The organism is Streptomyces sp. O3, assembly GCF_054788135.1.
Map to the genome: position 1 here is coordinate 87078 of NZ_JBTVYK010000019.1, position 13438 is coordinate 100515.

The window sequence follows — 13438 nt, forward strand, 5'->3', positions numbered from 1 at the left end:
GGTTCAGCAGACGATCTTGTGGTGAGACCTGTTCTGCCAGGGGCTTTACGTCTGTCCAGCGACCGGGGCCACCCGGCCCGTGAGGCAGGCGAGCAGGCGGGGCCAGGCGTCCAGGTCGGCCGCGAGGTTGCAGGCCAGCATCCAGTCGGCGTTGACGGTCGAGGAATTCGAGGGCGGTTGTGCAGGCCCATCGCCTTGTTCGTGCGGACACGGTCCTCGACGACAGCGTGGTGACGGTTCAAGGCGAAGCCCGCACCGGAGCTGACATCCGGCAGGTTCGGCGAGGTCCGTAGGCTTCGCACGATGATTGAGACGATTGTCTTCGACGTAGGCGAGACCCTCACCTGTGACGACCGCTACTGGGCATCCTGGGCGGATTGGCTCGACATCCCCCGCCACACCCTGTCCGCACTCGTCGGTGCCGTGGTGGCACAGGGCCGCGACAACGCCGACGCCATCCGCCTCGCCAGACCCGGCGTCGACATCAGCGCCGAATACCAGGCGCGTGAAGCCGCAGGCCGCGGCGAAACCCTCGATGACGGCGACCTCTACCACGACGTGCGGCCCACGCTCGCGGGCCTGCGCGAGCTCGGCGTCCGTGTCGTCATCGCAGGGAACCAGACGGTCAAAGCGGGCGAGCTGCTACGCGGCCTGAACCTTCCCGCCGATCTCATCGCCACCTCCGGGGAGTGGGGTGTCGCCAAGCCGGAACCGGGCTTCTTCGCTCGCGTCCTTGAGGTCGCGCGGGCTGCCCCACACGAGACCGTGTACGTGGGCGACCACCCCGCTAACGACCTCTACCCGGCGAAGGCCGCTGGCCTACGGGTCGCGCATGTGCGTCGCGGCCCGTGGGGCTGCTTGTGGGCCGACAGCCCCGAGGTGGTGGCCACGGCGGACTGGCGAATCGACTCACTGGCTGAGTTGACCGCGCTCGTCGCTGACTGAGCGATATTACGGCGGCCCCACCTGCAAGTGCCTCGGCAGGCGGGGCCGTTCGCGCATTCTGTGCGTTACCGCGCGGGTACGGTTCGGAGTGGACACCGCGAACGGAGCCCGTATGCCCGCCCACACCATGCGCGAGGTAGGCCAGCGCATCGCCGCGACCCGCCGAGCCCGCCGCATGACCCAGACCGGTCTCGCCCGTGCCTCGTACGTCTCCCACAGCATGATCCGCGCTGTCGAACGCGGTGTCCGCATGCCCAGCGACGACACCCTGGACGCTGTCGCCGCCGCCCTCGGAGTCGACCCCTCCCGGTTCCTGACCGGCCGTGCCCGCATCGACACCCGTGTCCGCGACGCACTCCCCGACCTGTCCGCCGCCATCGCCATCTACGACCTCCCTGAAGACGGTCCCATCCGCCCGCTGACCGAACTCCACTCCGCCGTCGCAGACACCGTCACGTGGCGACTGGCCGCCCAGTACCCGCAGATCGCCCGCAACATCCCCAACCTGTTGACCGAACTGTCCCGCGCCTACCACACCGCGCCCCTCAGCCAGCGGCCCGAACTCGCCACCCTCCTCGTCACCGCGTACCGCTCCGCTGATGCCGTGGCCTACAAGTGCGGGGCACGCGACCTCTCAGCGAGGCTGATCGAACTCATGCGCTGGGCGGCACCACAGGCCGAGGCCCCGCTCCTCGACGCCACGGTCGCCTACGTCCGCACCGAGACGTTCTTCGCCGCCCGTGCTCACACGCACGGCCTGCGCGTCCTCGAACAGGCCGTCGACGCCGCCCCAGCCCCCGTAAGTCGGCAGACCGTGGCCGCCAAAGGCGCGCTGCACATGCGCGCCGCCGTCGTCGCGGGCCGGGCAGGTGATCCAGAGGCAGCCGACATCCACCTGGGCGAAGCACGCGCCCTCGGCGACCGCATCCCCGAAGGCATTTACCGGGGCACCGCGTTCGGCCCCGACAGCGTCCGTATCCACGAGGTCTCCGTCGCCGTCAGCCTCGGCAGCGAGCACGCTCAGCGCGCCCTCGACGTCGCCAGCGAATGGAAGCCGTCCAAGGACATGCCTGCCGAGCGCCGCTCCGGCTTCTCCATCGAACTCGCCCGCGCCCAGCTCTGGGCAGGACTGCTGGACGACGCCTTCGAGTCCCTCAAGGCCGCCCGCGGCATCGCCCCCCAGCACACCCGCGAACACCCCTGGGCGCGGGAAGACGCCGCCACACTACGCCGGTTGAAGCGCGCCGACGCCGAGTCGCTGACGAACTTCGCCGAGTGGATCGGTGCCGTTTGAACCGGATTGACGGGTGACACATGATGTGTCACTTGTCGCCCTTCCGCCGGAGCACCATCTGACTGTCCCGTCACCAAGACGTTGCAGGTAGCGCACCACGCCTCGGCTGCCTGCGGAGGCATCGGATGGCCACTGTCCACGACACCAGCACATCAACGACATCGCCCCGCATGTCCGAGCTGATCGCCGAGGGCCTGGACGCGACCGGGATCCTCCCCCCGTACGAACACCTCGCCGAACTGGACAAGGCGCTGCGCGCCGAGCTGACACGGCTGGTGCCCATCGTGCAGCGCCACGTGGACACGCTGTGGCGCGGCGCACCCGACTGGTACACCCAGCGCAGCGTTCTCGACGGCGCGCGGGACGCTCTGGAGAGCGACCTCGGTACCGGGCTCCGGTCAGCGGCGACGCGGGTGCACCAGCTCGCGCGGTACTGCCATTGGCTGGCGCAGGCCGCTGGGGAGGTCTCGTGAGGATCTGCTGCCGCTGTGACCGCGCCATCAGGCCGGACGAGGCGTACAACCGTCACGTCCACGACCGGGCCACGGGGGTGCCGTTGGTGGTGTACGCCCACCGCTACCCCTGCCCGAAACCGATGCAGAACCCCCGAGGCCGAGCCTCGGACGGGTGCCTGCGTGACGGTGAGCAAGGGACGCAGACACCCCGAACAGACCCCGCCCCGACCGTTACCCCTGGCAGGACCACGGCCGGGTCGGGTCAAATCCCCATCGAGTAGAGGAGATCACCGTGAGCGTACCTCCGCCGGACCCACCCGGCAGTCCCATCCCTGCCATGGCCCGACTGCTCTTAACCGACCAGCAGTTCACCGGCTGCCGCCAGACCGTGATGGACGCCAACCCCGGCATGGCCGAGCAGCTGGCCAGCCGGATCGTCGAGGAGGGCCTGAAGTTCGTCGCGGCCTGCGCGAAGAATCCCAGCGTGGGCCTGGCCCCGTCGCGAATTGTCGACGAGGGCTGGCACGCCCTGATCCTGCACACGGCACTGTATGCCGAGCTATGCGAGCGGCTGGGCTGCTTTGTGCACCACTACCCCGGCTGGGATCCGACACACTATGACCCGCCGATCCTGGACCGCACGCGCGAGAAGATCGCGGAGCTGGGGTACGTGGCGGACCCGGAGCTGTGGGGGCCGCCCTCAGACGAGACACTCGTTTCCGTGGCGGCGCAGTGCCAGCACGCGCCGGAGTGCACGATCCGCCCCATGCCGACCCCCCAGCCGCCCGTAGCCTGAGGGCTGGAGGTGGCGTATGGCCGAGTGGATCGACCCGCGGTACGCGGAACTGGTCGCTGCGTGGAAGCGTGCGCGGCAGCCGGAATCGCGTGACCCGCGGCAGACCAGGCCCGTGCGGGGATTCGTGATCCAGCGCAAGGCCTGACGGGCACTGGAGAGCCTCGGTCCGTCGATTCCGGCGGACCGAGGCTGTTCGCGGCTAGGAACTGTCCGGCCGATCATGACCGGCGCCTCGCGACACGTTCGGGAGGCAGTTTTGCGTGACATGATCAGCGCATGAGCGAGTACTCGTGGCCTTCCGAGAACGGCAGATGCCGAGCAGCCGGTGCCGCCGCGGCCTGGCCTGAGACGGTTCGCTCTCTGCCTGTCGGTGCCTCGATCACCGGTGAGGTCATCGGTAGACAGCCCTTCGGTGTCTTCCTCTCCGTTGACGGCCGGCCTGAAGCCGTTGGCCTGGCCAGAGTCGACAGGATGCCCAGGTGCATGGAACTGCCGCCTGTAGGACAGCTCGTCACCGGCGAGGTGGTCTGGCATGCCGAGCACAATCACCAGGTGGGCATCCTGCTCCGTGAGCGGGCGGAGCACGAGGACTTGCTCCCTCGGTTCGAGGAGCGTGTCGGTCAGGCTGTCACCGGACGTGTCACGAAGATCGCGTCGATCGGCTTCTTCGTGCGCATCGCCGACTGCGTCGAAGGGCTCGTTCCGCTCACCGAGCCGGTCGCGGACATTGCGAAGAGTGCCCGTGAGGGCCAGACAATATTGGTGCGGATAGTCGCCGTCGATCTGGAACGGACCCGTGTTGTCCTGGCAGCCGAAAGCGTCGCCTAGCACTTCCGCAGACCCATCAGGTGCGGAGCCAGATGGTCAGGGCCGCGACCGTGGCGGTGCCGAGGTAGACGTAGCGACGTTTGTCGTAGCGAGTGGCCACCGCCTGGGCCTGCTTGAGCTTGTTGATCGCCCGTTCGACGGTATTGCGGTCAGCGGCCCGGCTGACGCCGGAGGAGGTCACGGGTACCGGCTCGTAGACGCCGGCCGCGACGTCTCGCAGGAAGTCGGCCGGGCCGACCGGCGGCTCTCGCTTGTTAGGGTTCGCCGCTGAGCTGGTTCTCGATGCCGGCGACATGACTACTGGGGGTGGGGCGGTGCGAGGGCCTGGGTTCGCATCGGTGGGCGGCGTTGTGGCGGCGTTGCTGTTGGTCAGCGGCTGCGCGGGCGCTTCAGTGGCAGCGAAGGAGCAGGGTCCTACGACCCCTTCGACTCCTGCGGCGGCATCGGCCTCGACGGCTCCTGAGAACACCCGTGATCAGGTGCTCCGAGACATCCGCTTTGCCGCTGAAGACATGGGGCAATTGAAGGTCACTCCAGTGAGCGCACCGGCATGTCAGGTCAGCGTCGTAGTGTCTACGCGTGAAGTTCCGGGAGAGGCCGAACTTCGGCTCGCTGTCAGCCGTCTGCAGAAGCGAGGCTGGAAAGTTGACGGTGAGCTGACGGACTATGTGGCGTTCGTGGAGGCGGACTCATGGTCAACCACTGTGGGGGTGGGACCGGTCCCGGAGGAGGTGCAGGCTCAGGCAGCACCAAACCGAGGGGCTGTGATCATCTTTGCGTCGGGTGACTGTCGATCCTCGTAGCGCGAGAGGGTGGCTGGTCGGTGCTTCGGCGCGGGCAAGACGGTGTGGGCCACCCTGCCCGCGATCGGGACCTGACTCCGATCGCGGCGAAGGCGGCCGCTCGCTGTGGTGCGGTCGCCTTTGGTGTGGCTGAGGGGGAGGGGAGACCTGAGCCCGGCCCCGGTCTCGGTCTCCCGGACCTTCGCGACGGGCACCCGGCCGAGCCCCTGGGCGGACGGCCGAAGACCCAGGATGGGGGACGGCAACGGGAAGGCATGCCAAACTTGAGCCATGACGGCAGCACACGACTTCGAGGACTTGCGATACGCGCTGGAGCACTTCAGCCCGCAGCAGGCGCGGAGGCTGCGGCTGATCATCAGCCAGGACGAGGAACTCGCGGACGCCCTGCCCGACCGAGAGGCGGCATCGGAGGAGGACGCGGGTGATCTCCTGCCCGACAGCTTTCTCGCGTTGTGCGGCAGCATCGAAGCACCGGCCGACTACGCGGAGAACCACGACCACTACATCCGTGAGCGTGGCGAGCGCGAGCGGGGCTCCGCTGAGTGATCACGACCGTCCTCGACACCGGCCCGCTGGTGGCGTTCTTCAACGCCAAGGACAAGCACCACACCCGCTGTGCCGCATTCTTTTCCCAGCTGAGGGGCCGCAAGCTGCTGCCTTCCACGGTCCTGGCAGAGGTGAGCTGGCAGCTGGAGCACTGGCCGCGCCTTGAGGCCGCTTTCATCGAGCACGTCGCCAAGGGCACCTTCGAGCTCGTCAACCTAGCCCCGGAGGATCTGCTCAGGGTCAGCGAACTGATCACCCGGTATGCCGACCTGCCCCTCGGCGCGGTCGACGCCTCCGTGGTCACGGTCGCCGAACGCTACGGAGCCGACCGGATCGCTACCATCGACCACCGGCACTTCGCCATCGTCAAGCCGAAGCACGTCCCCGCGCTCACGCTGCTGCCGTAGGCCGTAGATCGAGGGGGACGGATCCGCGACCGGGGCCTGACCCCGGTCGCGGCGAAGGCGGCCGCCCGCTGTGCGGGGGCCGCCTTCGGGTGGCGCGGGGGAGTGCGGTGCTGGTCAGTACCAGCCGTTGGCCTGCCAGAAGTTCCAGGCCTGGACCGGGCTGCCGTAGCGCTCGTTCATGTAGTTCAGGCCCCACTTGATCTGGGTCTCGGGGTTGGTCCTCCAGTCCGAGCCCGCCGAGGACATCTTGGTGGCGGGCAGCGCCTGGACCAGGCCGTAGGCGCCGGAGGAGGAGTTCGTCGCGGTGTGGTCCCAGCCGCTCTCATGCTTGACGATCTTGCTGAACGCCGCGAACTGGGCGTCGTTCTTGATCAGCTTGCGTGCGATCGCCTTGGCCGAGCTGCTCGTCTTCGCGGCCTTCACGCTCTTCACGGCCGTCGGGGCGGCGGCGGTGGCGCTCGCCGGGGTGGCGCTCGCCGGGGTGGCGGCCTGGGCGGCCGGGCCCGCGGCGAACAGCATGCCGGCGGTGGCGAGACCCACGGTCGCGGTGGCGACGGCCTTCTTCGGCGAGACGGTGGCGATACGGCGGAGACGGGAGACGGACGGGGCGGACACGAGCACGGAAGACCTTCCGTAGGGGACGGGGGTGTCGCGGGCACGCCGGTGCCGCTCAGCGAGCGGCGGGGGCAATGCGGAGGCGCCGTCGGCCGTGAAGGCCGGGCGGCGCCCTGCGATGACTCCAGTGGAGCAGGGCCGTTACCTCGCCGCAATGACCCCTTCTACTAGGCGGCCTCGGACCGGGACCGAACGGCCCCCATGGAGATTCCTCCAACGGCCCCTGAGCGGCCGCGTCCCGTCGCGGTCGCGGATCCCGTCCGGCGGCCTCCTATTCCGGGTAGTGGAGGACCAAGGTCCTGTGGGCCGGTTCACCCCGGACAGGCCCGGATGTAACGGACAGCCAGTGACCCTTTACGGTCGTGTTGGGTGTTTTGTGGCGGCCGTCACGGGGGTGAAGTCCACCGGCGCCTCGAAAGCCGCCCGCCGGGTGGCGCGGCGCAGCGCCTTCAGTACGGTGCCGCCGACGGCCACGGTCAGCAGCACGGTCACCGCCGCCCGGCCCAGGTCCCAGCCCAGCGACGTGGCCAGGCAGTACGCGAGAAAGCGCACCAGATTCTCGTGCAGCGGGTCACCGGCCTGGAAGGAGATCCCGGAGCCGAGTCCGGGGATCAGGGTCCAGCCGTACAGGTTCATGACCGTGCCGTACGCGAGTGAGGCCGCGGCCCCGTACAGCGCGAGCAGCCCGAGCTCGGCGCGGCCGCGCAGCCGTTCCGGGCCCGGCAGCAGGCCCGCGCCCATCGCGACCCAGCCCATCGCCAGCATCTGGAACGGCATCCAGGGCCCGACGCCGCCGGTCAGCAGCGCGGACGCGAACATCGTGACCGAGCCGAGCACGAAGCCGAAGCCGGGGCCGAGCACCCGGCCCGCCAGGATCATGAGGAAGAACATCGGTTCCAGGCCCGCGGTGCCCGCGCCCAGCGGGCGCAGCGCCGCGCCCACCGCCGCCAGGACGCCCAGCATCGCCACGGCCTTCGCGCCGAGCCCGCTCTCGGCGATGGTCGCGGCCACCACCCCGACCAGCAGCGGCAGCAGCGCGGCGAACAGCCAGGGCGCGTCCTGCGCGTGCGCGGTCAGGCCGGAGCCCTGCTCGGCGAGCAGCGGCCACCCGAAGGCGACGACGCCGATCGCGCTGACCAGGGCCAGTGCGGTCACCGATCGGGGTCCTAGGCGTACTGCTCGTACTGCCTGCGGCGGTTGTGGCGGCTGCTTCGTGTGCGGTGTGTGTGTCATCGCGAGCCTGCCAGGGCCGTGCGTACCTGGGACACGGTGAGCCACGGCAGGGGGGCCAGGACCTTGGCGACCTGCGGGGCGAAGGCCGGGGACGACACGACCACGTCCGGGGTCGGGCCGTCCGCGACGACCTCGCCGTCGGCCAGGATCACCACCCGGTGAGCCAGCTCGGCGGCCAGCTCCACGTCATGGGTCGCCAGCACGATGGCGTGTCCTTCGGCGGCGAGGCCCCGCAGCACGGCTGCCAGGCGGGCCTTCGCCGCGTAGTCCAGGCCGCGGGTCGGCTCGTCCAGGAGGAGGAGCGGGGGGCGGGCGGTGAGGACGACGGCCAGGGCGAGGGTCAGCCGCTGGCCCTCGGAGAGGTCGCGCGGGTGGGTGTCGTCCGAGACGCCTGGCAGCAGCTCGGACAGCAGGGCGCGGCAGCTGCCCGCCGCGGCGTCCGCGTCGCGGTCGGCGGCCGCGCACTCACCGGCCACCGTGTCGGCGTACAGCAGGTCCCGCGGCTCCTGCGGTACGAGGCCGACGCGGCGGATCAGCTCGCGCGGCCCGGTGCGGTGCGGGACCGCGCCGCCGACCCGGACCGAGCCCCCGGCCGGTTCGACCAGGCCGACCAGCGTGGAGAGCAGGGTCGACTTTCCGGCGCCGTTGCGTCCCATCAGGGCGATGGTCTCGCCCGGTACGACGGTCAGGTCCACCCGGCGCAGGGCCTGCACCCGGCCCCGCCGCACCGAGAGGGAGTCGACCGTGGCGGCGGCGACGGCGACGGCGACGGCGACGGGCTCGGCGTCGTCTCCTGGCTGCGTGTCGGTCGGTTGTGTACCGGCCTGGACTGGCCGGTGCCTGCGGCCCCGGAGGGGGAACCAGCGGCGGGCCGTGGGGCGGGCCGTGGGGCGGGTGTCGCGCCGTGCGGTGTCTTCGGCGGCCTCGACGGCTGTGGTGGGTGGGGCGGCGGTGGTGGCGGTGGTGGGTGGGGCGGCGGTGGTGGCGGTGGTGGTGGCCGTACCGGCAGGTGTGGGGGCGTCCGTGTCCGCCAGCCGGTCCCGGAGGGCCCCGGCCCGGCGGCGCGCGTCCCGTACCGACAGCGGCAGCGGCGACCAGTCGGCGAGGCGGCCCAGGGCGACCACCGGCGGGTACACCGGCGAGACGGCCATGATGTCGGCGGGCGCCCCGATGGCCGGAGGCTCGCCGGGAGCGGGGAGGAGGACGACCTGGTCCGCGTACTGGACGACCCGTTCCAGGCGGTGCTCGGCCATCAGGACCGTGGTGCCGAGGTCGTGGACCAGGCGCTGGAGTACGGCGAGCACCTCCTCGGCCGCCGCCGGGTCCAGCGCGGACGTCGGCTCGTCGAGCACCAGGACGCTCGGGTGCGGGGTGAGGACCGAGCCGATCGCCACGCGCTGCCGCTGGCCGCCGGACAGCGTGGCGATCGGACGGTCGCGGAGCTCCGCCAGGCCCAGCAGATCCAGGGTCTCCTCGACGCGGCGGCGCATCACGTCCGGGGCGAGCCCGAGTGACTCCATGCCGTAGGCCAGCTCGTCCTCGACCGTGTCCGTGACGAAGTGCGCGAGCGGGTCCTGGCCGACCGTGCCGACGACGTCCGCCAGCTCACGTGGCTTGTGGGTACGGGTGTCCCGGCCGGAGACGGTGACCCTGCCGCTCAGGGTGCCGCCCGTGAAGTGCGGGACGAGGCCGCTCACGGCGGACAGCAGGGTCGACTTGCCGACTCCCGAAGGGCCGACGAGCAGCGCGAGTTCGCCCTCCGGGATGGCCAGGTCGACCCCGCGGAGCGTCGGGGCCGCCGCGCCGTCGTAGGTGACCGTGACGTTCTCGAAGCGGATCACGGGGTCTCGGTCTCCTTCGACGCGGGAGCGGGAGCGGGAGCAGGAGTGGGAGTGGGAGTGGGGGCCGGGGGAGGCGCGGGCGCGGGGGGAGGTGCGGGCGCGATCCACGCGGGGAGCAGGCCGAGCAGTACGGACAGGGCTGGCCACAGCGGCAGCTCGGGCGCGGTCAGCGGGATCACCCCCGGATGCAGCCCCGCCGGGTCGTACGACGAGGCCCAGATCATCAGCCCCGCCACGGCCGCCCCGGACCCCGACACCAGCCACTCCCGCGCGCCCCAGCGGTCGGGCCGGTACCGGGTGCGTACGCAGCGCCGCCCGCCGAGCCACAGCCCGCCGAGCGCCGCCGCGAGCCCGCCGAGCAGCACCGGCAGCCCGAAGCCCGCGCCCTCGGCGGCCAGCAGCCCGTACGTTCCGGCGCACACGCCGAGCAGTCCGCCGAGCGTCAGCACGGCCGTGGTGCGGCGTACCGCGTCGGGCACCTGGGCGGTACGCCCGTACCCGCGCGCGTCCATCGCGGCGGCCAGCGCGACGGACCGCTCCAGCGCGCCCTCCAGGACCGGCAGCCCGACCTGGGCCAGTCCGCGTACGCCGCGGTCCGGACGCCCGCGCAGCCGCCGCGCCTTCCGCAGCCGCTGTACGTCACCGATCAGCTGCGGCGCGAACGTCATGGCTACGACCACGGCGACGCCCGCCTCGTACAGCGCGCCCGGCAGCGACTTCAGCAGCCGCACCGGGTTGGCGAGCGCGTTCGCCGCGCCCACGCAGATCAGCAGGGTGGCCAGCTTCAGCCCGTCGTACAGCGCGAACACCAGACTCTCCGCGCTGACCCGCCCGCCGATCCGGACGCCCTTGGCCCAGTCGGGCAGGGGTACCTCGGGCAGCGTGAACAGGATGTGCGTGCCGGGAATCGGCGAGCCGAGGAAGACCGCGAAGCCGAGCCGGATCGCGATCACGGCGAGGCCGAGCTTGACGAAGGCGCCGTAGCTGCGGGCCCAGGGCGCGTCGGTACGCCGTACCGCGACCACGTACCCCGCTACTCCGATCAGCAGGCCGAGCAGCAGGGGGTTGGTCGTACGGGACGCGGCGGTGCCGAGGGCCAGCGCCCATACCCACCAGGCGCCGGAGTGGAGGGCGTCGCCGCGCACGGGTGCGGGCGCGGGCACGGGTGCGGGCGTGGGCACGGGCACGGGCACGGGTGCGGGTGCCCGTGTGGATGCCCGTGTGGGTGCGCGTGGGGTGGGTGTGTCTTCGCCGTCGTGGGTCATCTCGTGTCCCGGCGTCAGCCGCGGCGGCGGCGAGCCTGCCAGACGGCGGCCGCGCCCAGGGCGAGTACGGCGGCGAGGCCCGCGAGCAGGCCCGCGGAGGGGCCGCTGTCGGATGAGGCGTCGGGGGCGGGGGGTGTTTCGACTTCGGTGCCGGTGCCGGTGCCGGTGCCGGTGCCGGTGCCGGTGGCGTTGTCGGTGCTGTCGTCGGTGGTGTTGTCGCTGGTGACCTTGTCGCCGCAGCCTGTCTTCGGGTAGTCCGCGATCGCGCACAGCAGCGCGCTGCTGTTGTAGCGCAGCGGCTTCGCGACCTGCGCGAGTGCCTCCGCCGTGGTCGCGTCGGGGGCGACCCGCGCGCAGACGGTACGCGGGCGGGGCGGGGCCTCGCCCTCCGGCGCGTCCTGCGCCGTGCCGAAGTCGATCACCAGCGCCACCCGCTTGCGGCCGTCCCGCGCGGGGGTGTCCGCGCAGATCGACGCGAAGTCGGCCGGGCCCGATCCGGTACGCGGTTTCGCCGCGTCCTGCGAGTTCTCGCTCACCGAGAATCGGAAGCCCTGTACGTCCCCGTCATCGGGCCGCGCGGTCGACGGGCCCTGCTGGGCGTACGTCCAGGTGTCGCCGTCCAGGTCCCAGAAGGACCAGTACCGGTACCCGGCCGCCTGCGCGGGGCTCGCGGTGGCGCAGACCACCGCGAGCAGGACGCCGAGCAGTACGGCGCCGAGCGCCGGTCGGCGCGGGTGGCGCGAGCGGCGCGGGGGGCGGGGCGCGGAGTGGCTCACGGCTGCGGTTACTTCTTCTTCTTGTTGCGGGAGCTCATCAGGAAGCCGATGCCGACGCCCGCGATCAGGCCGACTCCGATGATCCACCAGGTGGACACGGAGCTTGAGTCGTCGGAGTCCTCGCTGGCGTCGGCGCTCGCGTCGTCCTTCGCGTCGCCCTTCGCCTCGTCCTTGGGGGTCGCCTCGGCCGCCTGCGGCGCCGGGCCCGTCTTGTTGAGCGCGCTCACCAGGTCCGTGCCGCCGAAGTCGCGCGGGTCGCCGCCGGTCGCTCGCGCGGCGAAGATCAGCTTGGCGTAGGCGGCGGGGCCGGACTCCTTGGCCCAGGAGACGGCGTTCTGCTCCAGCCAGGTCACCGACTTCTCGACCTGGTCGCCCAGACCGGCCGCGCCCAGCGCCGCGACGGCGTCCGCCGTGGTGCCGTAGTCGGGCTGGTCGTCGGCGCCCGCGAGGGCCGACGTCAGGTGGCCGTCCTTGGCGAGCGCCTCGGTGAGGTAGGCGGCGCCGTTCAGGGCGGCCTGCTCCGCGGTGTCCGCCTTGGCGCACTTCGGCGCGGAACGCTGCTCTCCGGCCTCGGCGCCGAGGCCCTTGCCGAGCCCGCCGAGCACGCCCGCGGCCGTGGCGAGCGCGTTCGCGTCGAGCTCGCCGGTCTTGAAGTCCGCCAGGCCGAACGCGCCGTCGCCCTTGTCGCAGTCGAGGGAGAGCGCGAGCAGCGCGTCGTTCGCCGTCTTGCTCTTGGACGACGCCACGGTGTTCGCCTTCCGGCCGTCCGCGGCCAGTGCGCCGACCACCATGCTGGTGGTGTTCACGTCGCTGGCTTCGCCGGGGGCGTAACCCCAGCCGCCGTCCTCGTTCTGGACGGTCGTCAGCCAGGCCACGGACTTCTTTATGGCGTCGACGTGGCCGCCGACCGCGCTCAGCGCCTGGACCGCGGCGGCGGTCTGGTCGACGCTGAGCACCGTCTTGGAGTCACACGGCTCGGTCGGGTCGGCGCGGAACGCGGTGAAGCCGCCGCTGCCGCACTGCTGGCGGGCCAGCCAGTCGACGGCCTTCGCGGCGGGCTTGACGCCTGCGGCGTCCTGCGCGAGCAGTGCGTACGACTGGCGGAAGACGCCGTCGTACTGCGGGTCCTGGTCGCCGTACAGGCCCGAGGGGAGGCTTACGGACGGCGACGGCGACGGCGAGTCGTCGGCGACGGCGGCCGGGGCGGTGGCCGCGCAGAGCACGGCGGTGGCGGCCAGCGCGGTGGCGCTGCGGCGAACGTTCATGCGGGCGGGTGCCTCTCCTGCTGCGGGGAGCCGGGCACGGGCCAGCGAAGGCACCGGGCTCTGGCTCCGTTACCTCGACGGTGCCGGTCGCCGGGGCGGCGACGGGAGCCACACACGTCCGACGGGGCAGTCCGGCTCGCCGCCGCGTGGGGCACGGCGGCTTACGGTTGCGGGTCAGCGCCGGATTCGCACCGGCTTCCCCCCGTACGGGCGTGGTGATGACCTGGCCACTCTACCGGCCGGTCGGTGCACTCTACCGGCCGGTCGGCGCGCGGCTCGCCGCGTGGTGGGTCGGGGGTGGGGGGGGGGGGGGGGGGGGGGCCGCGCCGGGTTGGGCGCCGGCCGGCCCCCCCCGGTCCGCCCCGACCC

The 13438-nt window shown here is 71.9% G+C and carries 14 protein-coding genes; 7 read left to right on the forward strand and 7 right to left on the reverse strand.

The window, feature by feature from the left end; all coding sequences use genetic code 11:
- Positions 1-303: 303 nt before the first annotated feature.
- The 5 genes from ACX6XY_RS12245 to ACX6XY_RS12265 all read left to right on the forward strand — a co-directional run bounded on the left by ACX6XY_RS12245 (position 304) and on the right by ACX6XY_RS12265 (position 4318).
- A complete protein-coding gene (locus tag ACX6XY_RS12245) occupies positions 304-945 on the forward strand; it encodes an HAD family hydrolase (RefSeq protein ID WP_460329253.1) in 642 nt (213 codons plus the stop codon).
- A gap of 112 nt (positions 946-1057) precedes the next feature.
- Positions 1058-2239, forward strand: coding sequence for a helix-turn-helix domain-containing protein (locus ACX6XY_RS12250; RefSeq protein WP_460329256.1), 1182 nt, complete (start codon positions 1058-1060; stop codon positions 2237-2239).
- Positions 2240-2364: 125 nt separating this feature from the next.
- Positions 2365-2712 (forward strand): DUF6415 family natural product biosynthesis protein, encoded by a 348-nt coding sequence (locus tag ACX6XY_RS12255; RefSeq protein WP_460329259.1) that lies wholly within the window; start codon positions 2365-2367, stop codon positions 2710-2712.
- Between the two features lie 319 nt (positions 2713-3031).
- The gene (locus ACX6XY_RS12260; RefSeq protein WP_460329261.1) at positions 3032-3490 is read left to right on the forward strand and encodes a glycine-rich domain-containing protein; all 459 of its coding nucleotides are present in this window, start codon (positions 3032-3034) and stop codon (positions 3488-3490) included.
- Between the two features lie 276 nt (positions 3491-3766).
- Positions 3767-4318 (forward strand): S1 RNA-binding domain-containing protein, encoded by a 552-nt coding sequence (locus ACX6XY_RS12265; RefSeq protein WP_460329264.1) that lies wholly within the window; start codon positions 3767-3769, stop codon positions 4316-4318.
- Positions 4319-4334: 16 nt separating this feature from the next.
- Here the strand turns inward: ACX6XY_RS12265 and ACX6XY_RS12270 are convergent, their stop codons facing one another.
- A complete protein-coding gene (locus ACX6XY_RS12270) occupies positions 4335-4613 on the reverse strand; it encodes a hypothetical protein (RefSeq protein WP_460329267.1) in 279 nt (92 codons plus the stop codon).
- Between the two features lie 778 nt (positions 4614-5391).
- Between ACX6XY_RS12270 and ACX6XY_RS12275 the strand changes: the two genes are divergently transcribed.
- Together ACX6XY_RS12275 and ACX6XY_RS12280 are read left to right on the forward strand one after the other, a co-directional pair.
- A complete protein-coding gene (locus ACX6XY_RS12275; protein ID WP_460329270.1) occupies positions 5392-5667 on the forward strand; it encodes a hypothetical protein in 276 nt (91 codons plus the stop codon).
- Positions 5664-6074, forward strand: a complete 411-nt coding sequence (locus ACX6XY_RS12280; RefSeq protein ID WP_460329273.1) for a type II toxin-antitoxin system VapC family toxin — start codon at positions 5664-5666, stop codon at positions 6072-6074. The genes ACX6XY_RS12275 and ACX6XY_RS12280 overlap by 4 nt, the downstream gene beginning before the upstream one ends.
- A 114-nt stretch (positions 6075-6188) precedes the next feature.
- On the opposite strand, the gene ACX6XY_RS12285 is transcribed toward ACX6XY_RS12280, so the two are convergent.
- The 6 genes from ACX6XY_RS12285 to ACX6XY_RS12310 all read right to left on the reverse strand — a co-directional run bounded on the left by ACX6XY_RS12285 (position 6189) and on the right by ACX6XY_RS12310 (position 13069).
- Positions 6189-6689, reverse strand: a complete 501-nt coding sequence (locus ACX6XY_RS12285) for an aggregation-promoting factor C-terminal-like domain-containing protein (protein ID WP_460329291.1) — start codon at positions 6687-6689, stop codon at positions 6189-6191.
- Between the two features lie 354 nt (positions 6690-7043).
- Entirely contained in the window at positions 7044-7922 is an 879-nt protein-coding gene (locus tag ACX6XY_RS12290) for an ECF transporter S component (protein WP_460329275.1), read from the reverse strand.
- Positions 7919-9763, reverse strand: a complete 1845-nt coding sequence (locus ACX6XY_RS12295) for an ABC transporter ATP-binding protein (RefSeq protein ID WP_460329277.1) — start codon at positions 9761-9763, stop codon at positions 7919-7921. The genes ACX6XY_RS12290 and ACX6XY_RS12295 overlap by 4 nt, the downstream gene beginning before the upstream one ends.
- The gene (locus tag ACX6XY_RS12300; RefSeq protein ID WP_460329279.1) at positions 9760-11028 is read right to left on the reverse strand and encodes an energy-coupling factor transporter transmembrane component T; all 1269 of its coding nucleotides are present in this window, start codon (positions 11026-11028) and stop codon (positions 9760-9762) included. The genes ACX6XY_RS12295 and ACX6XY_RS12300 overlap by 4 nt, the downstream gene beginning before the upstream one ends.
- Positions 11029-11042: 14 nt before the next feature.
- Complete coding sequence (locus ACX6XY_RS12305) at positions 11043-11735, reverse strand: SCO2322 family protein (protein WP_460329293.1); 693 nt, start codon at positions 11733-11735, stop codon at positions 11043-11045.
- 77 nt (positions 11736-11812) lie between these two features.
- Positions 11813-13069: a prenyltransferase/squalene oxidase repeat-containing protein gene (locus ACX6XY_RS12310; protein WP_460329281.1), complete on the reverse strand. Its 1257-nt coding sequence runs from the start codon at positions 13067-13069 to the stop codon at positions 11813-11815.
- Positions 13070-13438 lie beyond the last annotated feature (369 nt).